This is a genomic window from Oceanobacillus caeni (assembly GCF_042678465.1).
Classification (GTDB): domain Bacteria; phylum Bacillota; class Bacilli; order Bacillales; family Amphibacillaceae; genus Oceanobacillus; species Oceanobacillus caeni.
This window is the reverse complement of record NZ_JBHTKV010000027.1, coordinates 16,707-36,341: the sequence shown is the minus strand read 5'-3', so window position 1 is coordinate 36,341 and position 19,635 is coordinate 16,707. Positions and strand designations below refer to the sequence as shown.

The following is a 19,635-nucleotide window of genomic DNA, read 5'->3' as shown; positions in this document are numbered from 1 at the left end:
ATTTCCAATATACTTTAGGAATTCTAAGAAAAACAAAGAAATATCCAGTTAGTGTCCGGAATAAGGGGGCCTAGCCGTGAGTACTGATATCTCGAAGGCAAGCTTGTGCTGATATCCCGAAACAAGTGCCGATATTTTGATATTTGCAAGAAGTTTTTAGAAGGTGAATCCATGGAAAATAGCCCATGTTTAAATTACATGGGCAACCATTAGCAAGAGATAGGTAATCCCGCTATTAAAAAAGCATTTCAACCCCTAACCAATGGAAGAGTACAACATCGGAATGAACCACCCGATTTGATGATTTCAGAAAACTCTACCTCTATAACATCAAATCCTCGTCTATTTAATTCCTCGTTCAAACGTTTGTTTGAAGAAATACTAATTAGTTTTTTATTACCAATGGAAAGGACATTGGGGCCTAAAGAAAATTGTTCCTCTTCTGTTACGTCAATTAGATGATAATGTTGTTGTAACTCTTTAAGAGAAGATTCATTGATCCCAGGTTTAAAAATAATTGCTGTGTCAGGACTGATGATATTAAATGTACAATCCAAATGAAGAATATCTTTTCGGATTCGGACAGGAATTACCTGAAAATCCGAGAGTATTGTCTGTAAATGGTGGATAGCGGGAAGCGTGGTTCGATTGCTTATCCCGACCCATACTTTGTTGTTATCTACTATTACATCTCCGCCTTCTATGGACTTTGTTTGAATTTGATGAAATGGAATTTTCCTTTCATCTAGCCATCCTTTTAATACATCACTTTCAGGTTTCCTTAAGTCTTTGTTTAACGCAGCAAGAAAAAACTTATTCCCTATTGTAAAACCAATATCTCGTGTGAACACCTGCTCATTTAATTCCTTTTTCGGTTCAAAAGAAATGACATGAATTCCTTCGTTCTCTAATGTTTCAATAAAATGAGTATGTTGCTTCATGGCGACAGCAGTATTAATATTTTCTTGAATGTAATGCCGTTGCGTTACATTAATCACATCTGTTATTTTCATGAAATTAGGTGGAACAACAATAACATGCTTTAACGGATCGTATTCATTAAAGCAACTAATACGGAAATTCTGGTCCAATGTTGGATTTTCCATTTTGTTTCCTCCCAATGATTAGATTGAACGAGGGATTACTTGGACTCTGATTCTCTTTCCTTTTTATCATTAGGTATATATTTTGTGAAATATACAGCGAAAATAAGGGAAATAAAAGCTAGTCCCCAACCTACCATCCCACTCCAATACAGGTCTAAACCGATCCCGATGATAATAAACACGATGCTAAGCAAAATAAGAATGACAGTAAGATAGCGTTTCACTATTTTCCCTCCTTAAGACCTTCACTATATATTTTATATCCTTTTTGTTAAAAAATGTTAAGTAACCTTCATAGTATACCAAAACAATGGGGTAAGCATGCCAATAGACGATTTTGTCGCTTTTGTAGGTGAGAAAATATAAAATTTTTTCCGTTTACATAAGTGGAACGAAGGAAATTGCCTATAAAGCTTGTCAAATGCGAAGTTTTCTAAGCAGATAATATAATATGCTAAGGAAAAAGAGGGGTACGGTGAAACGAAAATTGGACTTGTTCTTCTTGTAATATGTCGTATTTTATTCGCCTGTTCATTATCAGATGACATTACTTTCAAAGTAAATATGCTTATTAAGGTAAAAGTAACATTACAACCAAAAGAATATACCGAGGAAATAACTATTTCGACATTGGGGATAAACATTTATCAGGTTTATCAAAATGGAATAGGAAAAATGGTTATGGTTTTGTACCTATGTTGGATAAAATAAGGGACCTAATTAACATTACTAGCATAATTCGACTCAAGCAAGAACACAACTGGCACTCAAATGCATGCTCAAAAAAGAAAAAAGTTGAAACAACAAGGATATTGACCATCAATGAACGTAATTAATGTTGATTTAATCACATGGCCAAGAAAAGTAAATTTACATGTCCGGAAGAGAAAAAGAATAGACTGGAAGAATTAATGGCTACTCTAGAACAGAAAAAAATCCAATTATGGGGGCAATGAAAATTAATACGAAAGTAAACCTAAATTACTAATATTATTTTAAAACTAGAACTATATAAAAATACTCCTAAATTTATCCCGACATTTGTTAATTACCCCTAATTGGATGTGCTATCAAGTAGTTCCCTGTCTCAATTAACAGACAATGAATTAAAGGATTCGAATAAGAAGTATAAGATGAAGTTCCATATGTCTTAACGGAGCTTGTATTTCCTAAAGTTAGAAATGCTCATCTCTTTTGATGAGCATTACTTTGTTATTCTATATTTGTTGTTAATGATGACTTTAACGATGTACAGAGCTACGCCAATGATGATGATTGTTAGTGAATGAATATTTATTGTTCTACCAAAGTCAGGTGTTGCAATAAAGATACAGACTGATAATCCTATATAGGCCGTACAAATCAGCCAAACTTGTAGGAATTCAACCCATTTTTTTGTTTTCTTTTCTTTAAACGAGGAGTTTTTTAACCATCTTATTATAATCATGATAGTTACTGCTAGTAATATCATATTTATAACTACAATAAGTAATCCTGAGCCGATTGGAATAGAAAAATAATTGTTACCTAGGCCAAAAAAGTAATAAAGGCCAAATCCAATCACACCTTGAAAGATAAGGATAATAGCTGCCAAATCAAGAATCAGAAAGGCAATGAACGATACATTTTTGGAAGTTTTTTCTCCTGGTATTTCTGATATTAATTCATTACAATAAGCTTTTAAATCTTCTCCAAATACCTCTTTAGCTGTTTGCCCATTACGATCAGCTTCTAGTAAATGCTCCAATAATTCTAGAAGTACTTCTTCTGTTTGTTGTTCCGATTTATTTGTGGATAATCGAATGTAAGATAACATATCCTCATAATATTCTTTATTAACATCACTTAGTAGTTCTCTTTTTTCATTATTTAACTTAATAATATCTTTCGCATCCATATTATTCCCTTCCTTTGTATAAGATGGATTCTACAGGTCCCTTAATGGATTCCCATTGTTCGATAAAATTCTGTAGTGACTGTTCTCCTTCTTCTGTTAGTTGATAATATTTTCTCTTTGGTCCAGAGTCAGAGTCTTTCATTTCACCAACAATTAGTTTTTCTTTTTGAAGTCGGAGTAAGATAGGGTAAATAGAACCCTCGCTTACATTAGATAAACCATATTCCTGTAACCTCATCGATAATTCGTAGCCATAAGTGGGAGTTGTTTTAATAATAGATAAGATACACCCTTCTAAAACGCCTTTTAGTAATTGACTACGCCTAGACATGAAAAACACCTACCTTGTATAGCCATATAGTTACCTAAAAATATTAGCTATCTTGTTTTGCAAAGTAGCTTTGTTTTATATTATAAAGTATTTCGTATTCTTTTTAAAGAATTTTTGATATGATATTTTCAGCTATTACTTTTTAATAAAAAGGAGCTTTATATTTTATGGAATGGAAAAATATTTACCGTGGTTTAATTATGGGGGCAAGTGATGTCATACCAGGAGTTAGTGGGGGGACCATTGCTGTATTACTTGGTATTTATGACAGATTAATTGCTGCAATAAACGGTTTTCTAGGAAAAGAGTGGAAGAAACATTTAGGATTTTTAATTCCTTTAGGTATAGGAATGGTTACCGCTATATTTCTATTGGCTAATGTGATTGAATGGTTATTTGAACATTATCCTGCTCCAACCAAATTTTTCTTTTTAGGTTTGATTCTTGGTGTATTGCCTTTCTTGTTTCATAAAGCAGATGCAAAGAATACCTTTAAAGCAAAGCATTTTATATTATTAGCAATTGGTATTATTATCGTTGGTTCCATGGCATTTTTCAGCCCGTCAGAGGGAGATGTTATTAAAAATATAACAGGAACGACTTATATTTTACTTTTTGTTTCTGGTTTTATTGCAAGTAGCGCAACGATTATTCCAGGTATTAGTGGATCTTTTATGTTATTGCTTCTAGGTATGTATACAACAATCATCTCCGCAATAAGTAATTTACAATTCGATATTATTATTGTAACAGGTATAGGAATTGTGCTGGGAATTTTATTTATGAGTAAAGTAATTAATTACTTTTTAGAAAATCATTACACCGTAACCTTTGCCATTATTATTGGACTAGTTATCGGATCTGTTTTTTTTGTATTTCCTGGCTTTCCTTCAGAAACATCATTAATATTGTTAAGTATCTTAACATTTGCAGTCGGATTATTTGTTGCTAATATACTTGGTAGAGTAGAATATAAGTAAAATAGCAAGGAGTGGACTTAGATGGAACACATTCAAACAAAAGAAAAGTTTAACGAAGTCATTCAAAGTTCAGAACCAGTCATTGTGAAATTCTTCGCTGATTGGTGTCCGGATTGTAAACGGATGGATATGTTTATTGGAGGAATTCTAGAGGAATTCAATAATTATAAATGGTATGAAGTAAATACGGATGAAATCGAAGGTATTGCACAAGAATATGAAGTAATGGGCATACCAAGCATTTTAATCTTCCAAAATGGTGAGAAATTAGCGCATCAACATAGTGCCTATACTAAAACACCAGAATCTGTTACAGAGTTTTTGCATCAACAACTAGGTTAATCTAAAAAGACGATCGTTCATGGTCGTCTTTTTACGCTTCCCATTTAATGATCCAGCTACATCACACCGCCCTCATTGGAGGACGGTGTAAAAAGTAGTCATTTTTTCGCTTCTAAGTTGCTTTTCATATAGGAAGCAATCTTTTGTTCGTCTTCCCGTCCAGACTGTTCAAGCTCTTGAATGATTAATCTTTGTCTTTTTTTGGGATGGTTTTGACTTAATTTAGCCTTACCTTCTATTTTATCGATCTTTATCTTAAATCCTAGACATATGAATTATTCGCTCCTTTAATGACGGTAAATTTTTTCCGCAATCTGACCCTATAAATTTCCCTTGTTATGTGACAAGTTTAAGACCAATTGCTGAGCATAAAACCATGGTTATAAAAATAATCCTCTTCCAGTTCTTTGATTCCCCATAAAATATCATCCCAATTAGTGCGCCGCCAACGACGCCAATTCCTGTCCAAATTGCATAACCTGTTCCCATAGGAATAAATTGCAACGAATAACTTAATAATGCAAGGCTTGAACCAAACCCTAAAATTAATAAAACGACTGTTTTCCAATTTCGCTTGACAGAGAGTTGATTGATCATTGCAACACCAAATGTCTCCAATAATCCTGCCAAAATCAATGTAAACCAAGCCATCAGGATTCAGCTCCTTCTTCAGACTTATCAGGTGTGACTAATTTCAAACCAATTACTCCAGATAATAGTGTTATGATTAAAATAATTTTCCCCCATTTGAATGATTCTCCAAAGAAAAGAATCCCCGCAATGACAGTGCCTGCTGTTCCTAATCCTACAAAAACGGCATAGACCGTTCCCGCTGGAAGTACTTGTGCTGCTGTAATCATTAAATAGTTACTAATTACAATAGCGATAACAGTTCCAGTCCATGTCCAAAAATCATATGCATGTGTCAAACCAATCACCCAAAAAACTTCCAAAAAGGCTGCAACAAACACTTTAATCCAGTTTCGGTTCATGAAAAACACCTCCAACTTTATTATTGTTTACTAGGAAATTATAAAATTTGCTGCATATGGATAATTATTCAGAAAAGGCCACGTCCGGCTCCAGCGCTCAGCGACTAGCGAGACTTCCTTCACCTCCGTACGATAAGTCAACATCGACTCACTCCGTTCGTCGTGTTTCCTTTATCTCCTACGGCTCAGTCCAGTCCGTACGTCGCTAAATGGGCGCTTACTCCTTTGTTCTTACAAAGAAAAAAGCCCTGGGAGACAACTGTAAAAACAGTTTCTCCCGGGCTTTTATCCCTCCGTGACATAGTAGTTTACTATGAGTTTTCTCTCGGACCAGACCAACATGGTAGAGTTGCGGAACCCTAGAAAACATTTAATGGATGCAATTTCTTCCCATTATACACAAATTTAAAGATGATTCAAGTTTTTCTTAAGTATCTTAACGTTTGCAGTCGGTTTATTTGTTGCTTATCTAACTGGTAGAGTAGAATATAAGTAAAATAATAGATGGAATATATTCAATCTGTAACATCAACAACTAGTTAAACGAAAAAGACGATTGTTCCAAAAAGAATGGTCGTCTAGCAGGAAAATAAAAAAGCCTTTCCCGTCCGGGGCCCCGATTACTTGCCTGACCGTAAAGAATTACATAAGTGCATATGCCACATTTTCTAATAATATAAACGGCTGTATTACACACATTTAATCTTTTATGCATAATTTATTTATAGGTCAGGAAGAAAAAGAGGTGTCATTATGTATTATGGAACTAACTTTCATCCCCATTTTGACCGACCATATTATCGCTCATCGATTCCAATGAATTATCCATTTCCGCAAGCCTTTCAGCAACAGGAGCCGAATTATTCGCAGGCATCATCATGGAATCAACAACAAGGAATGAATCCTTCGCAATCGTTTTTACCGGGACATCCACAATCATTCCCGATGGAACAACAGCCGATGAACGAACATGCTAATCAAACACCTTATGAGTATTTTCAAAAGCCAGAACAACCAATGAATTGGCCGAATAATGCCGCGTTTGAACCGAATCAAATTCAACAACAACCTGGGATGCCTCCGAATGTAATGTCACAATTTCAAAAAGAGAATGGCCAATTAGATCTGGATAAAGTTCTTGGTACGGTTGGTCAGTTGGCACAGACGTATCACCAAGTGGCCCCGATATTTCAACAATTTAGTTCCTTTATGAAAAACTTTAGAGCAGGAGGCTGATACAATTGAATAAATATCAGCCTTTTTTTCACCGGAGTTTATCCCACTCAAGCTTCTGGGTAAACAAAGAGGGTAGGTGAGAGATCAACAGCCCGAAAAGGCTAAGTGCGACTTATGGAAGTATTCCTTATAGAATTTAGAAAGGGGGTAATTATATAAGAATAATTACCTTAGTCTCGGTTATTCTAACTTTACATTAGAATAAAAGTTAAATTGGGATAAGGAGAGTCTATATGATAGGTTGTTTAGTTATCCATGGTTTTACTGGTGGACCATATGAAGTAAATCCATTAGTCAACTTTTTAAAAGAAAATACCGATTGGCATATAGAAGTTCCTACACTTCCCGGTCATGGTAGGGAGCTGGATTTGAAGGACACAACATATAAAGAGTGGATTGTTGCAGCAGAGGAAGTTTTGCAAAGAATGACTGAAAAATTTAAAAGAATATACTTAATTGGTTTTTCTATGGGGGGAATGATTGCGGCTTACTTAGCAGCAAAATATACAATAGAAAAACTCGTACTACTTGCACCAGCGAGAAAATACTTATCATTTAAACAAATTGCTCATGATATCGGCGAAGTTGTAGAGGATAGTGTAAAGGGAACTTTAGATGAGAATAAACTATACACACATTATAAAAATAAATTGGGAACGGTACCGATGAAGGCAAATATTGAATTTATGAAATTAGTCAGGTTTACAAAGCCATATTTACATGAGGTGAAGGCACCAGTACTAATTGCACAAGGTAGGCAAGATGGAATGGTTCCGTTTAAAACGCTTTATGATCTGGATAAAGAATTAAGTTCAGAGGAGAAAGAGCTTGTGTTATTTGAAAGTTCCAAGCATTTGATTTGTTTAGGGAAAGATAAAGATACGTTAAATCAAATGGTATATGAGTTTCTGTTGAAATAAGAGAGAGATAGGTTGATGATCCAATCTCTCTCTTATTTAGTAAATTTGTTCACAGGTAGGAAAGCATCATAATCTTTCCCATCTGGGGCTCCGATTACAAGCCCCACCGTAAAGAATTCTATAAGTGCAAGTATCCTAACTAATCTTTAAAAAAGGAAATGACGATTGCTCCTTCTCCTCCATATGTGGAGATTAGCGGTCCGGTTTCCATTAACAAGGCATCTTTGAATTTAAAGTTTTCTTGTATTTGGCTAAGAATGGTTTTGGCGCGTTCTTCATCGTCGCCATGTGACATAGAGATAATTTTATCTTCCATATTTTTTGCCTGTTCTCCAATTTGTTCTATCAATCGTCGGATGGATTTTTTATCGCCTCGTACTTTTTCACTTACCTCAATCGTACCTTCTTCACTCCCCCGCATTAATAGGCGAATATTAAGGGTTTTTGCGATGGTGCCTTTTACTTTATCTAGTCGTCCACCGATAACAAGGTTTTCTAATGTTTTTAAAACAAATAATGTTGCTGTTTGCTGAACCCTTCCATGTATATGTTCTACTAGTTCATCAAAGGTAAGACCTTCTCCTATTTTCCTTCCAGATTCATGCAATAGTAAAGCAATACCACAAGAAGCTGTTTTCGTGTTGATCACTTCTATTTGCCGATTAGGCTCTTTTTCAAGAATCATGTTTTTTCCTGCAACCGCATTTTCATATGAACTACTTAAGCCTCCAGAAATGCTTAGCATTAAGATTGGTTTGTTTGGATCCATTTCTTTATAGTATTGATAAAAATCATTTGGACTTGGTGAGGATGAGCGCGGTAGTTCTTTTAAATCTTTAATTTTTTTAAAGAGTTTTTGTGATTCAACTTGATCCGAATTGTATTGTTCATCACTGAAATGTAAATACAGTGGGACAATTTTAATATGCAAAGATTCTTTTAACCAATTCGGAATATCTGCCCCACCATCCGTCATTAATTGTATATTCATGAATTCACCTACTTATATAAGTTAGAATTATTTATTACTCTTTTTAGATATCGTAACGCTGTTTTTTCTTGAGGTGCTTAATATAAATAAAAACAGACCAAAAATAACAATCGTACCGCCTAATAGTTGGGACCAAATCATGGTTTCCTTAAGTATAATGTATGCTAATAATGTTGCAGCAATTGGTTCGAAAACAATGGCCATGGATACAGTCGAGTTATTTAGCCATTTTATTGCCCAATTAAATAAAGAATGCCCCAAAAATGTTGGAATGACGGCTAAAGCTAAAAAGATATACCAGTTTTTCATTGAATAATTTCCGAACGGATTTTGCATGATGATGTTATATAATAATAGTGTTATCATTCCAACACCGTACACGATATAGGTATAGGTGATTAAGGATAAACTTTTACGTGTTTTTTGTCCTGATAGGATATAAATAGCTAAGGAAATGGATGCTACAATAGCTAGTAAGTCCCCATAAATAAAGGCATTGCTCTCTTGATAATCTCCCCAGCCAATAATAGCGCTACCAAATAAAATAATAATTAAACTAATGGTGGAGCCGGATGAGAAACGTTCTTGTGATAAAAAATATGTTCCTAAAAAAACAAAAACTGGATGGATTGTAATAAAAATAATGGAGCTTGTTACGGTAGTATCATTAAGTGATTCAAACCATAATACAAAATACGCCGCTAAGAATATTCCAGAGATAACAGCTAATATCCAATCTCTATAATTTATATTTCGAAATTCTTTACGATACTTAGATAATATAATAGGTGTCATAATTAAAAAAGCAATTAGTAATCGATAATTAGCAATAATTGCCGATGGTACGCCGTTTGTTAATTTGACAAAAATCGGTGACGAAGATACAGCAATTACACCAATGATTACGGCAATATATGGATTAAATGGAGGGATGCGCATGATCAACTCCCTTTCAAATTATGTATGTAAATATAACAGTAGTATTATTATATTTTACCATGCAGTGTTCAAAAAATCACGAAACTGGTTAGGTAGTAGATATTATGAATGTATTTGTGGTATGATAAAGAATGCGTAGTTTGAGGCCTCTTACCAATTTTGGTGACGCCTTTTTTGGCAGAAGGGAAGTATGAAAATCATTCCCACTTGCATAAGTACAACTAAGGCATGCGCCTAAAAGCTTGGTGGATACCAAGTTTTCTAATACTTTACAATGATGAATGTCAATAAAATTGTGATTTTATATAAGTTTACCTTTAAATAAGATGGAAACACTATTTAAATAAAGTATGAGAAAATGTTTTAGATGGCCTCTTTTGCAGAAATTTTCACAAAAAAAGGAGTAGACTATTAGGTGACTACATTTAAAGATTTAGGTGTCTCAGCCCCTATTTTGAAAGCAATAAATAATATGGGATTTGAAGAAGCGACACCAATACAAGCACAAACAATACCACTCGGAGTTGAAGGTAACGATGTGATTGGACAAGCGCAAACGGGGACGGGGAAAACGGCGGCGTTTGGAATTCCAATGCTTGAAAAAGTAGATACGAAATTAAGAAAGATTCAAGGACTTGTTGTTGCTCCGACAAGAGAACTTGCAATACAAGTAGCTGAGGAATTAAATAGAATTGGTAGACATACTGGAGTCCGTGCATTAGCTATTTTTGGTGGACAACCGATGGATCGCCAAATTCGTGCATTGAAAGACGGCCCACAAATTGTTGTGGCTACACCAGGAAGATTGCTGGACCATATGAGAAGAAGAACAATCCATATAAGTATGGTTCAAATTGCAGTATTAGATGAAGCGGATGAAATGCTGAATATGGGCTTCATTGACGATATTCGTGAAATTTTAAAAGCTATTCCAGAAGGTCATCAAACATTACTATTCTCTGCAACAATGCCTAAAGAAATCCGCGAAATTGCGACTACCTTAATGAATAATCCGAAAGAGGTAAAAGTGAAAGCGAAGGAAATGACGGTAGAGAATATTGATCAATACTTTATTGAAATTCCTGAAAAACAAAAGTTCGAAACATTGAACAACCACTTAGATATTCATTCACCAGACTTAGCTATCGTTTTCGCAAGAACGAAAAAACGTGTGGATGAAATCACGGAAGGATTGCAGGCTAGGGGCTATCGTGCTGAGGGGATCCATGGCGATTTAACCCAAGGTAAACGTATGTCTGTATTAAATAAATTTAAGCATGGACGTCTTGATGTTTTAGTAGCGACAGATGTTGCTGCGAGAGGCTTAGATATTTCAGGAGTAACTCACGTATATAACTTTGATATTCCGCAAGACCCAGAAAGCTATGTACACCGTATTGGTCGTACAGGTCGGGCTGGAAGAACAGGGGAAGCTATTTCGTTTATCACTCCACGTGAGATGGCGCATTTAAACTTAATTGAGAAAGTAACAAAAAGTAAAATGAAGCGTCTAATGCCTCCATCTTATAAAGATGCTCAAAGAGGTAAACAACAATTAACGATAGATAAATTGTTGAGAACGATTGAAAGACATGATCTAAAAGATTACCATGAAGCAGCAAATGAATTATTAGAAAATCATGATTCTGTAACTGTTATAGCGGCTGCTCTTAAATTAATGACCAAAGAACGTAAAGATACCCCTGTAACGATTTCATCTGTTGCTCCAATTAGCGTCAAAAAGGCAAAAGGTGGCGACAGACGAAACAGATCAGGTTCAGGCAACAAACGTTACTATGGCGGACGCAACCAAGGTGGCAGAAACCAAGGTGGCAGGAACCAGGGCGGAAGAAACCGCAAAGGAAATTACCAAAAGAGCCGTAATAATAGTAAATAAAAAAATGAGGATGATCCTTGGTAGGGATTATCCTCATTTTTTGTTCTCATTTTTAGAAACCTTGTCGCTTTCCTACCCGATATCAGTATTCATTCCTATATATCAGTACTCACAGGCAACGGATATCAGCAGATTCAATCCTATATATCAGCACACGGCCCCCGGATATCAGCAGTCATTCTCAAATATCAGTACTCGACCTTCCGATATCAGCAGTCATTCCCGTATATCAGTACTCATTCTTAAATATCAGCACTCGGACTCCCTACTAAAAAAATCTACTCAAAAGTCCAATGGCAGCTAAAATTCCAATGATAATTAGTAACCAATTTTTTCTTATATTTTCTGGAAGCCATCTTTTCCTTCTCCATCGGTTTGGATTAAATTGAACTTCCTTAGCATCATAATGATAGTTGTGACGATTACTATTTCCCCATGGAGAATAAATTCTCGCATTTTTTAAAACGAGTGGTGCAAGAAGGAAACCACCAATAAAACCAAACAAATGCCCATATACATTTATCCCTGAACGGAAAAAGGTCATGATAAGACCGAAAATTAAAATCACGCGGATCATTTGTGCACTACTTTGATCTATCAAGTGTTTCCGATTCATTGCCATAAATACATAAATACCAAACAATCCAAAAATTGCTCCTGAGGCACCAAGATGCCAATAATTTTCCGGACCAAAAATGAAAGTTCCGATATTGCCTATGATTCCCGCTCCAAAATAGCCAAACAGGAATTTTGATTTACCAACCATTTGCTCTAATGCTGGACCAAATAAAACAAGGGAAAAGGAGTTAAATAAGGCGTGCATCAAATCTCCATGTAAAAAGATCGGAGTAATTAACCGCCAATATTGTCCCTCGGCAACTAATAAATTACTGCCAACACCCCAAGCTTCAATTAACGCACCAAATGGAAGCGAGAGGAAGTCTATAATAATCCATAAAACGAGATGGATAATAACTAAAGTAGAGACGATCGGATAATTCACAATAAATTCTTTAATACTTCGTTCATAACGAATAAACATTGTAAGGGTAATTCCTCCCAAAATTAAAATAATTTCTATATAGTTTAAATATGTGTACTATTAACTATTATAATACTTAAAATCATGAACAATGACTATTATGAAGGTATAAAGTTAGGAGTTTTCATATGATAAAAGGCATCGGTATTGATATTATTGAATTAGATCGAATTCAAAAAAGTATAAAGAATAAAAAGTTTATAGATAGAATTTTAACTAAAAAGGAAAAAGATTTATATTATACATTAGAAAATAACAACCGCAGAATTGAATTTGTAGCAGGAAGGTTTGCCGCAAAGGAAGCTGTTGCAAAAGCATTAGGTACCGGGATTGGTAAATTAAGCTTTCAACATATAGAAGTTTTACCAAATGAATTAGGTGCTCCTATCGTCCAAGTTCGTGGCTTAGAGAAAGAGAGAATCTTCCTATCGATTACTCATAGTAAATCTTATGCTGTTGCCCAGGTTGTTATGGAACAAGAATAACATTTGCATATTTGTATAGGTTGTCTCATATATTTTAATGCAGCAGGAGGGAACAAGTTGAATATTGTCACTGCAGAAGAAATGTACGATGTGGATCATTACACAATGAAGGAAATCGGGCTGGATGGAAAAGTATTAATGGAAAATGCGGGTAGAGCCGTTAGTGAAAAAGTAAAACAAGTAATTAGGAAAGAGGATAGGGTCACCATCGTTATTGGTCCAGGTAATAATGGCGGTGATGGGTTTGTTATCGCAAGGACATTGATGGAAGATGGTTACCGAGTACAAGCGGTACAATTGGTTCCGGATAAGAAGATTGGTGGGGATGCAAGCTATCATAAGCAAATATTTCTAAATTGCGGTGGAGATGTCTTTTTATTAAAGGAGAATGATGAGTTTGACATCATTCTCTCACAAACGGACGTCCTAGTTGATTGTATATTAGGAATAGGAGTTTATGGTCCGTTAAGAAGCCCAATTAAGGAATATGTAAGGAAAATCAATGAGGCTAATGTAATGATTATTTCTGTTGATATTCCTAGTGGACTTCCTTCAGATGAAGGCTTAACAGATTTTGAAAGTGTACAAGCCGACTATACATTTACGATTGGTGCTCCGAAGTTAAGTGCTTTTCTCCAAACGACTGCAATTTTTTATGGAAAGTGGGAAACCGTATCGATTGGATTTCCGAAAAAGGTGTTAAGCCAATTTTCCAAAAGGGAGCTATGGAGTGAACAACTTTTTAAGGAAACGATGCCAAAAAGAAACCCATTTTCATATAAAGGAAATCACGGTAGAGGATTAATTGTTGGAGGAAGTCTAGTGATGCCTGGTTCCATCACAATGACTGTACAAGCGGCTTTAAAAGCTGGAGCGGGTTTAATAACTGCAGCTACGGTTAAAGAGAATATCCCAATCATTACATCTAATTGTCCGGAAGCAATGAGCATACCTCTTTCTGACGTGAATGGATTTCTTGTAAATGATACTTCTATTTCCACTTCCAATTATGATGCGATAGCCATTGGTATTGGAATGGGGAGAAAAGAAGGAACGACGAATTTAGTGCGAACAATCATGCAAGCAAACTGTCCTCTTATCATTGATGCGGATGGATTATACCATCTGAAATCCAGTCTATCGATAGTGAAGAAGAGACAAGCGCCAACGATTATAACGCCACATGCAGGGGAAATGGCAATGTTATTAGATGTATCTATAAAGGAACTCTTATTATCGCCATTTCAATATTCTTTAGATTTTGCTAGAGAATATGGGGTTTACGTTGTATTAAAAGGGAAGTTTACGATCATTACTTCTCCAGACGGCAGACAAATAGTAAATACAACAGGAAACCAAGGACTTGCAAAAGGTGGTAGTGGTGACGTTTTAACAGGAATCATACTAGCAATGGTTTTACAACATGATGATCTACTGCAGTCATTGTGTAATGCATGCTATGTTCATGGTAAGGCGGCAGATTTACAAATAGAAGAAAAGAACACTTACTATGATTTAATGGCAACTGATGTTATTTCTGGTATTCCAAACGTATATCGTACCCTTTTCTAAACTGCGTGATATCAAGTTCCCTGATGTTTTGAGACAAGGGAGATATGTAAATGAAAAGACTAAATTTATCTTTAAAGCTGATGGTATTCGGTTTAATCGTGCTTGTTTTAGCAGCATGTGGGGAAAAGTCGCAAGAAGATGTTGTAGGAGAACTCCAGAAGAATGTTGAAGAAATGTCAGGGTATAAAGCAGCAGCCGAAATGTCGATGAACACGGGTCAAGAGGAACAAAAATTCAATATTGATATTTGGCATCAAAAAGAAGATTTTTACAGAATTGCTCTTACAAGTGAAGCGGACAAAAAAGGTAAGCAAATTATCTTGAAAAATAAGGAAGGTGTTTTTGTATTAACACCTGCACTAGAGAAAAGTTTTAAATTCCAGACAGAGTGGCCGAATAACGGAAGTCAGCCATATTTATACCAATCACTGATAGAAGATATTGCCGGGGATGAGGAAGCAACGTTTAAGTCAACGGAAAATAGTTATATTTTTAAAACAAAAACAAACTATCAAAGTAATAACAATTTACCATTCCAAGAAGTACATTTTGATAAGAAAACCTATACCCCTACTTTAGTAAAAGTGTTGGACAAAGACGAAAATGCTTTGGTAGAAGTGAAGTTTTCTAACTTTGAGTTGAATCCTACATTTAAAAAAGATGATTTCTCTATGGAGAAAAACATGCCATCCAATGATGATGCTAGTAAGGAAACATCTACCGAGGTAGAAGAGGATACTACTGAAGATGTTTTGGAAGTAGTAATGCCTGAGTTTACAGCTGGAGCTGAAGTGAAAGAACAAAGAGAAGTTGATTTAGAAAATGGAAAACGAATTATTTCTACTTTTGCAGGAGAAAAACACTTTACATTGATTCAAGAACGTTTAGATGTAGTACCGACTTTAAGCTCTCCACAAGAAGTAGAAGGAGATATTGTTAATTTAGGAAATACAATCGCAGCCTTAGATGAAAATAAAATTGAATGGAATTACAATGGGGTTAATTATCAACTTTCTAGTGAGGAATTAACAAAGGAAGAGCTTATTCAAGTTGCGCAATCCGTTCAAGTAAAAGCAGTGAAATAACATGGAATATTATAGCAGGCTCACAGCTAAGAAAGGGGGGTCTGCTTTTGTTTGGAAAAATATAACAATGATGGATTTAATTAAAAATGATGTATGTTTTTTTTATAATTGCATATAGTTTACAGGAGTGCATTTTTATAAAGCGGTATATAGGATCATACGAAATTTGCTGAAAGGTGATTGGTTTTTGGAATGATATTACGATTAAATGTAGTTTTTTAGAGCAAAAGCACAAGCGTCCGGTTAGAGATATATGGAAGAGAGGGAAGTCCACTAGTCCCTGGGGGCTGGGGCTAGACAAGGCTATTCCTATAATAAAATGAAATACGTCAAAATTTTATTCTTTCTTTCTTATTTCTCTAAAAAAACTCACGTGACCCCTTTGCAAACTAAGGTATTCAATGCTATTATAGAGTAGACATTTTAAAAGAACGTTCAACAGTTGGCGGAGGTGCATTGGTTTGTCAGAGAGTTTACAAGAAGTACTGGTAAAATTACCAACAAACCTACTAAATGAGGTGGATGGATTAATGAAATATGAAAATAGTGACTTAAGTGATTTCATATGTCAGGCAACTAGAAATTATCTCCAACATAAAAAGAATGAACATATTCAGCAATTTCGTGAAACAATGCGACGTGGGTATGAAGAAATGGGCCGCATTAATCTAACCATTGCTTCGGAAGCTTTTCAAGCTGAAGAGGAGGCTGAAATCACCTTTAAGCGTACTGTGATCGGGGTGTAATTAATTTGATCGTTCAAAGAGGCGAGGTATATTTCGCTGATCTATCACCGGTTGTTGGATCAGAACAGGGTGGAGTTCGCCCAGTATTAATTTTACAGAACGACATCGGTAATCGATTTAGCCCTACTGTCATTGTTGCAGCAATCACCGCACAGATACAAAAAGCAAAACTACCAACCCATGTTGAAATTGATGCCAAAAAATATGGGTTTGATCGTAATTCGGTAATATTATTAGAACAAATTCGTACATTAGACAAGCAACGACTAACTGACAGGATAACAAAATTAGATGAAGAAATGATGAAAAAAATTAACCAAGCCTTAGAAATAAGTCTCGGGTTGAAAGAGATTTACAACGGTCATTAAAGAGTACCCTTCCTTAATTTAGGAGAGGGTATTTTTATTTTGGTAAAGGTAGACGCTGTATCATTGTGGTAAAAACACATAAATGAAATTTTTACATAAAAAAGTAGTTTTAATTCTTACATAACGGTTATATATCTAGTAAGAAGTTAAGTTACACTTCTTACTTACCCTAATCACGAAAAATCTACTAGTCACGATTCTAATCTAGGAGGTAGTTAAAATCGAACAGGTAAAATTAGTAGAAAATGACGTACAAGCAAAAGAGGCAATTGAGCAATTTTTAAATCAAGGTTTTACAAGAGATGAGGTCTACCTATTGGCCCATAGTAAAGATCACTCTGAAAATCTAACAAATGCAATGAATACAAATGATATCGGAGTGGCGGAACAAGGTATCGTTAATTCCATAGCAAATGTATTTCGTTCTCGTGGAGATGAATTGCGCTCTAAAATGGAATCTTTAGGATTATCTAATTTAGAAGCTCAACGATTTGAAGAAGAATTGGATCGAGGACGCATAGTAGTAATTGCAAAAGCAGTTTAATGAGAAAGAGTAGACTTCATGAGTCTGCTCTTTCATGCATATAACCTAATTAACACTTGTATTTAATAGTGGAAACGTAAATGAAAAAAGCTTGAGGTGAAACTTATCCTTGAGCTTTTTCCTTATATATAACTTCCTGCTAATGAGATATTTTCTATTATAAGAACAGCTATCATAAGGTGAATGAGTAGCGGAATGCGAAGAAGAAAGCATTATTCCGTCGCCTTTTTCCTATTCCTATTTGGATTTCTACGTTACAACTTCAAAATTTCGCGAAAAACAAATGCCCACTTAGAAGTATGATAGTCACAAGGGAAAGTTTAAAAGTGGGGTATTATTTACATAAACGGAGGTAAAACAGCCCCACTAAAAAGTGAAGCTGCTAAGCCAATCATTTCATTTTCTCCGGCAAGGCATGTATCGATTCAATCAATTGATTTAGTTTCCCCTCGACACGGTGTAATAGGTAAAACGTCACAGCGACAGGGAAACCTACATCTGTGATGAATGCTATCCAAGCTTCCATAGAAAAACCTCCAGTCTTTGTTTAGTTAGAAAAGTTAGCGTTCGCCCAATGCTTGGGTAAAGACCTTATCTGCAAAAATAGACCAGCGATAACATCCGCTGGCCTAAATTTTTAAGATTAAATTTCAATATCAATTTCTTCCACAGTGTTTTCCACAATTCGAGCACTATGCTTTTCTACCAAATCCCCACCAGTAGATGTGAAGGCATTTTCGTTGATGATCGTATCCATTGCAGCGCTAACTGCTGAAGGATCTGCTGGTTCGATTGGATTCTCTAGTGAAAATGTAACTACTTTTCCATCTTCATTTATAAATTTAAGCTCCAATTTTCTCAACTCTCTCACTCCTTTCTATTATTTTTGTCGGCCGTTACTCAGCAGTAACATCAGCCGTGTCCTTACGAATGATGTTGTACAATGGGCGATCTTGTAAACTAGCAAAAGCGCTGGCTACAGCATATAGCTGATCCGCCGTTGCGGAAGTTTTTACATTGTTAAAACTCTTATACTTGTAGACTGGCATACCAGTTTTTAAATCATTCCCATCATTTAAAACAAGTTGTAACGTAGACTTTGTTAATTCGAATGCTGCCATCTGTTTCTCACCTCCTTTCATAAATACAATCGAAAGGAATGTGGGTGAGGGGGGAGCTTTTGTAAATTTTTGCGTGGGCTTACTTACGGTCGCCCTCTAGCAAAAGGGGAAAAGAACGTGTTGTATTTCGACTCGATATTAATTCGGAAATGATAAGATTCATGGCAATTGAGAAAAAAGAAAGGCTCCCTAAACTAAAATATGGGGGATGAAGGAAAACTCCTACGATGGAAGTCTCCTTTATGCTAGAATCTAAATGGAACTCTGATTAAAAACTACTTTAAAAAGTGAGGCCATACAATGATTGCAAAGACTGAAGAGGATTTTAATGGATTAAAAGAAATTGGTAAAATTTGCGGAGCGATTCGAGATGAATTAGTCCATTGTACTAAACCTGGAATTACTACAAAAGAACTCGATGAAATTGCGGGAGAGATTTTTGAAAAGGCGGGGGCTCATTCTGCACCAAAAGGAGAATATGATTTCCCTGGATATACATGTATTAGCATAAATGAAGAAGTAGCGCACGGGATCCCGGGGGCACGGACCATTCAAGAAGGGGACCTTGTAAATATTGATGTTTCAGGTTCGAAAAACGGTTATTTTGCAGACACCGGAATTTCCTTTGTGGTTGGGAATGGAGAGATAATTTTACAGAAAATATGTGACGTTGCTAAGGAAGCATTTGACGCCGGACTTAAGAAGGCAAAACCAGGTTCGAAAAAAAGCGCGCTCGGAAAAGTTGTACACAATGTAGCAAAACGGCATGGTTTAACAGTCATAAAAAATCTTACTGGACACGGTATCGGGCGCTCCATTCATGAAGCACCGGAACATATTTTTAATTACTACTCTCGCTGGGATGATGAGATTTTAAAAGAAGGTATGGTAATTGCCTTTGAACCTTTTATCTCTACATTGGAAGAGGAAGTTTTTCAATCCGAGGATGGTTGGACCTTCCTAACCGATGAAAGCTTTGTAGCTCAATACGAACATACGATTATTCTTACAAAGGATGGCCCGATTATTACTACATTATAG

The 19,635-nt window shown here is 35.6% G+C and carries 24 protein-coding genes and 1 riboswitch; of the genes, 12 read left to right on the top strand and 12 right to left on the bottom strand.

The window, feature by feature from the left end; translation table 11 throughout:
• Window positions 1-248: 248 nt before the first annotated feature.
• The 4 genes from ACFQ18_RS15115 to ACFQ18_RS15100 all read right to left on the bottom strand — a co-directional run bounded on the left by ACFQ18_RS15115 (window position 249) and on the right by ACFQ18_RS15100 (window position 3,334).
• Complete coding sequence (locus ACFQ18_RS15115) at window positions 249-1,106, bottom strand: dimethylarginine dimethylaminohydrolase family protein (RefSeq protein WP_060668412.1); 858 nt, start codon at window positions 1,104-1,106, stop codon at window positions 249-251.
• Between the two features lie 35 nt (window positions 1,107-1,141).
• On the bottom strand, window positions 1,142-1,330 hold the full coding sequence (locus ACFQ18_RS15110) for a hypothetical protein (RefSeq protein WP_047186214.1): 189 nt from the start codon (window positions 1,328-1,330) through the stop codon (window positions 1,142-1,144).
• A 980-nt stretch (window positions 1,331-2,310) separates the two neighbouring features.
• Window positions 2,311-3,003, bottom strand: coding sequence for a DUF1129 family protein (locus ACFQ18_RS15105; protein WP_145523847.1), 693 nt, complete (start codon window positions 3,001-3,003; stop codon window positions 2,311-2,313).
• A 1-nt stretch (window position 3,004) separates the two neighbouring features.
• Entirely contained in the window at window positions 3,005-3,334 is a 330-nt protein-coding gene (locus tag ACFQ18_RS15100) for a PadR family transcriptional regulator (protein WP_060668410.1), read from the bottom strand.
• A 167-nt stretch (window positions 3,335-3,501) separates the two neighbouring features.
• Here ACFQ18_RS15100 and ACFQ18_RS15095 point away from each other — a divergent pair, with 167 nt between their 5' ends.
• A complete protein-coding gene (locus ACFQ18_RS15095; RefSeq protein WP_060668409.1) occupies window positions 3,502-4,314 on the top strand; it encodes a DUF368 domain-containing protein in 813 nt (270 codons plus the stop codon).
• A gap of 21 nt (window positions 4,315-4,335) precedes the next feature.
• On the top strand, window positions 4,336-4,656 hold the full coding sequence (locus ACFQ18_RS15090; protein WP_060668408.1) for a thioredoxin family protein: 321 nt from the start codon (window positions 4,336-4,338) through the stop codon (window positions 4,654-4,656).
• 336 nt (window positions 4,657-4,992) lie between these two features.
• On the opposite strand, the gene ACFQ18_RS15085 is transcribed toward ACFQ18_RS15090, so the two are convergent.
• Window positions 4,993-5,307 carry a DMT family transporter gene (locus ACFQ18_RS15085; RefSeq protein ID WP_060668407.1) on the bottom strand — a complete coding sequence of 105 codons (315 nt, stop codon included), beginning with the start codon at window positions 5,305-5,307 and terminating at the stop codon, window positions 4,993-4,995.
• A complete protein-coding gene (locus ACFQ18_RS15080; RefSeq protein ID WP_047186206.1) occupies window positions 5,307-5,648 on the bottom strand; it encodes a DMT family transporter in 342 nt (113 codons plus the stop codon). The genes ACFQ18_RS15085 and ACFQ18_RS15080 overlap by 1 nt, the downstream gene beginning before the upstream one ends.
• Window positions 5,649-5,920: 272 nt before the next feature.
• Window positions 5,921-6,022, bottom strand: a riboswitch (guanidine-I (ykkC/yxkD leader).
• Window positions 6,023-6,401: 379 nt separating this feature from the next.
• Between ACFQ18_RS15080 and ACFQ18_RS15075 the strand changes: the two genes are divergently transcribed.
• Window positions 6,402-6,884, top strand: coding sequence for a YppG family protein (locus ACFQ18_RS15075; protein ID WP_060668406.1), 483 nt, complete (start codon window positions 6,402-6,404; stop codon window positions 6,882-6,884).
• Window positions 6,885-7,117: 233 nt separating this feature from the next.
• Window positions 7,118-7,804: an alpha/beta hydrolase gene (locus tag ACFQ18_RS15070; protein WP_060668405.1), complete on the top strand. Its 687-nt coding sequence runs from the start codon at window positions 7,118-7,120 to the stop codon at window positions 7,802-7,804.
• Between the two features lie 139 nt (window positions 7,805-7,943).
• Here ACFQ18_RS15070 and ACFQ18_RS15065 read toward each other — a convergent pair whose 3' ends face one another.
• Both ACFQ18_RS15065 and ACFQ18_RS15060 read right to left on the bottom strand, forming a co-directional pair.
• Window positions 7,944-8,795 carry a DegV family protein gene (locus ACFQ18_RS15065; RefSeq protein ID WP_060668404.1) on the bottom strand — a complete coding sequence of 284 codons (852 nt, stop codon included), beginning with the start codon at window positions 8,793-8,795 and terminating at the stop codon, window positions 7,944-7,946.
• A gap of 27 nt (window positions 8,796-8,822) precedes the next feature.
• Window positions 8,823-9,734 carry a DMT family transporter gene (locus tag ACFQ18_RS15060; RefSeq protein WP_047186202.1) on the bottom strand — a complete coding sequence of 304 codons (912 nt, stop codon included), beginning with the start codon at window positions 9,732-9,734 and terminating at the stop codon, window positions 8,823-8,825.
• A gap of 415 nt (window positions 9,735-10,149) precedes the next feature.
• Between ACFQ18_RS15060 and ACFQ18_RS15055 the strand changes: the two genes are divergently transcribed.
• Window positions 10,150-11,631, top strand: coding sequence for a DEAD/DEAH box helicase (locus tag ACFQ18_RS15055; protein WP_047186201.1), 1,482 nt, complete (start codon window positions 10,150-10,152; stop codon window positions 11,629-11,631).
• 268 nt (window positions 11,632-11,899) lie between these two features.
• On the opposite strand, the gene ACFQ18_RS15050 is transcribed toward ACFQ18_RS15055, so the two are convergent.
• Window positions 11,900-12,673 carry a rhomboid family intramembrane serine protease gene (locus ACFQ18_RS15050; RefSeq protein ID WP_047183672.1) on the bottom strand — a complete coding sequence of 258 codons (774 nt, stop codon included), beginning with the start codon at window positions 12,671-12,673 and terminating at the stop codon, window positions 11,900-11,902.
• Window positions 12,674-12,801: 128 nt separating this feature from the next.
• Here ACFQ18_RS15050 and acpS point away from each other — a divergent pair, with 128 nt between their 5' ends.
• The 6 genes from acpS to ACFQ18_RS15020 all read left to right on the top strand — a co-directional run bounded on the left by acpS (window position 12,802) and on the right by ACFQ18_RS15020 (window position 17,473).
• On the top strand, window positions 12,802-13,158 hold the full coding sequence (gene acpS, locus ACFQ18_RS15045; RefSeq protein ID WP_047183671.1) for a holo-ACP synthase: 357 nt from the start codon (window positions 12,802-12,804) through the stop codon (window positions 13,156-13,158).
• Between the two features lie 57 nt (window positions 13,159-13,215).
• Entirely contained in the window at window positions 13,216-14,730 is a 1,515-nt protein-coding gene (locus tag ACFQ18_RS15040) for a bifunctional ADP-dependent NAD(P)H-hydrate dehydratase/NAD(P)H-hydrate epimerase (protein ID WP_047183670.1), read from the top strand.
• Between the two features lie 50 nt (window positions 14,731-14,780).
• Window positions 14,781-15,815, top strand: a complete 1,035-nt coding sequence (locus tag ACFQ18_RS15035; RefSeq protein WP_047183669.1) for a LolA family protein — start codon at window positions 14,781-14,783, stop codon at window positions 15,813-15,815.
• A gap of 461 nt (window positions 15,816-16,276) precedes the next feature.
• Window positions 16,277-16,561, top strand: coding sequence for a CopG family ribbon-helix-helix protein (locus ACFQ18_RS15030; protein WP_047183668.1), 285 nt, complete (start codon window positions 16,277-16,279; stop codon window positions 16,559-16,561).
• Between the two features lie 5 nt (window positions 16,562-16,566).
• Entirely contained in the window at window positions 16,567-16,929 is a 363-nt protein-coding gene (locus ACFQ18_RS15025; RefSeq protein WP_047183667.1) for a type II toxin-antitoxin system PemK/MazF family toxin, read from the top strand.
• Window positions 16,930-17,149: 220 nt separating this feature from the next.
• Window positions 17,150-17,473: a general stress protein gene (locus ACFQ18_RS15020; RefSeq protein WP_047183666.1), complete on the top strand. Its 324-nt coding sequence runs from the start codon at window positions 17,150-17,152 to the stop codon at window positions 17,471-17,473.
• Between the two features lie 391 nt (window positions 17,474-17,864).
• Here ACFQ18_RS15020 and ACFQ18_RS15015 read toward each other — a convergent pair whose 3' ends face one another.
• From ACFQ18_RS15015 to ACFQ18_RS15005, 3 genes are all read right to left on the bottom strand, one after another.
• Window positions 17,865-17,999: a YvrJ family protein gene (locus ACFQ18_RS15015; RefSeq protein WP_082918171.1), complete on the bottom strand. Its 135-nt coding sequence runs from the start codon at window positions 17,997-17,999 to the stop codon at window positions 17,865-17,867.
• A gap of 117 nt (window positions 18,000-18,116) precedes the next feature.
• The gene (locus ACFQ18_RS15010) at window positions 18,117-18,335 is read right to left on the bottom strand and encodes a DUF2922 domain-containing protein (protein WP_145543066.1); all 219 of its coding nucleotides are present in this window, start codon (window positions 18,333-18,335) and stop codon (window positions 18,117-18,119) included.
• Between the two features lie 34 nt (window positions 18,336-18,369).
• Window positions 18,370-18,594: a DUF1659 domain-containing protein gene (locus tag ACFQ18_RS15005; RefSeq protein WP_145543064.1), complete on the bottom strand. Its 225-nt coding sequence runs from the start codon at window positions 18,592-18,594 to the stop codon at window positions 18,370-18,372.
• Between the two features lie 300 nt (window positions 18,595-18,894).
• On the opposite strand from ACFQ18_RS15005, the gene map reads away from it, so the two are divergent.
• A complete protein-coding gene (gene map, locus ACFQ18_RS15000) occupies window positions 18,895-19,635 on the top strand; it encodes a type I methionyl aminopeptidase (protein WP_060668400.1) in 741 nt (246 codons plus the stop codon).

What these genes read in the sequence shown, in the direction of transcription:
- ACFQ18_RS15085 (WP_060668407.1), bottom strand. Translation starts at nt 5,307, where the DNA reads ATGGCTTGGTTTACATTGATTTTGGCAGGATTATTGGAGACATTTGGT.
- ACFQ18_RS15080 (WP_047186206.1), bottom strand. Translation starts at nt 5,648, where the DNA reads ATGAACCGAAACTGGATTAAAGTGTTTGTTGCAGCCTTTTTGGAAGTT.
- ACFQ18_RS15065 (WP_060668404.1), bottom strand. Translation starts at nt 8,795, where the DNA reads ATGAATATACAATTAATGACGGATGGTGGGGCAGATATTCCGAATTGG.
- ACFQ18_RS15100 (WP_060668410.1), bottom strand. Translation starts at nt 3,334, where the DNA reads ATGTCTAGGCGTAGTCAATTACTAAAAGGCGTTTTAGAAGGGTGTATC.
- ACFQ18_RS15105 (WP_145523847.1), bottom strand. Translation starts at nt 3,003, where the DNA reads ATGGATGCGAAAGATATTATTAAGTTAAATAATGAAAAAAGAGAACTA.
- ACFQ18_RS15005 (WP_145543064.1), bottom strand. Translation starts at nt 18,594, where the DNA reads ATGGCAGCATTCGAATTAACAAAGTCTACGTTACAACTTGTTTTAAAT.
- ACFQ18_RS15015 (WP_082918171.1), bottom strand. Translation starts at nt 17,999, where the DNA reads ATGGAAGCTTGGATAGCATTCATCACAGATGTAGGTTTCCCTGTCGCT.
- map (WP_060668400.1), top strand. Translation starts at nt 18,895, where the DNA reads ATGATTGCAAAGACTGAAGAGGATTTTAATGGATTAAAAGAAATTGGT.
- ACFQ18_RS15115 (WP_060668412.1), bottom strand. Translation starts at nt 1,106, where the DNA reads ATGGAAAATCCAACATTGGACCAGAATTTCCGTATTAGTTGCTTTAAT.
- ACFQ18_RS15070 (WP_060668405.1), top strand. Translation starts at nt 7,118, where the DNA reads ATGATAGGTTGTTTAGTTATCCATGGTTTTACTGGTGGACCATATGAA.
- ACFQ18_RS15095 (WP_060668409.1), top strand. Translation starts at nt 3,502, where the DNA reads ATGGAATGGAAAAATATTTACCGTGGTTTAATTATGGGGGCAAGTGAT.
- ACFQ18_RS15075 (WP_060668406.1), top strand. Translation starts at nt 6,402, where the DNA reads ATGTATTATGGAACTAACTTTCATCCCCATTTTGACCGACCATATTAT.
- ACFQ18_RS15090 (WP_060668408.1), top strand. Translation starts at nt 4,336, where the DNA reads ATGGAACACATTCAAACAAAAGAAAAGTTTAACGAAGTCATTCAAAGT.
- ACFQ18_RS15050 (WP_047183672.1), bottom strand. Translation starts at nt 12,673, where the DNA reads ATGTTTATTCGTTATGAACGAAGTATTAAAGAATTTATTGTGAATTAT.
- acpS (WP_047183671.1), top strand. Translation starts at nt 12,802, where the DNA reads ATGATAAAAGGCATCGGTATTGATATTATTGAATTAGATCGAATTCAA.
- ACFQ18_RS15035 (WP_047183669.1), top strand. Translation starts at nt 14,781, where the DNA reads ATGAAAAGACTAAATTTATCTTTAAAGCTGATGGTATTCGGTTTAATC.
- ACFQ18_RS15060 (WP_047186202.1), bottom strand. Translation starts at nt 9,734, where the DNA reads ATGCGCATCCCTCCATTTAATCCATATATTGCCGTAATCATTGGTGTA.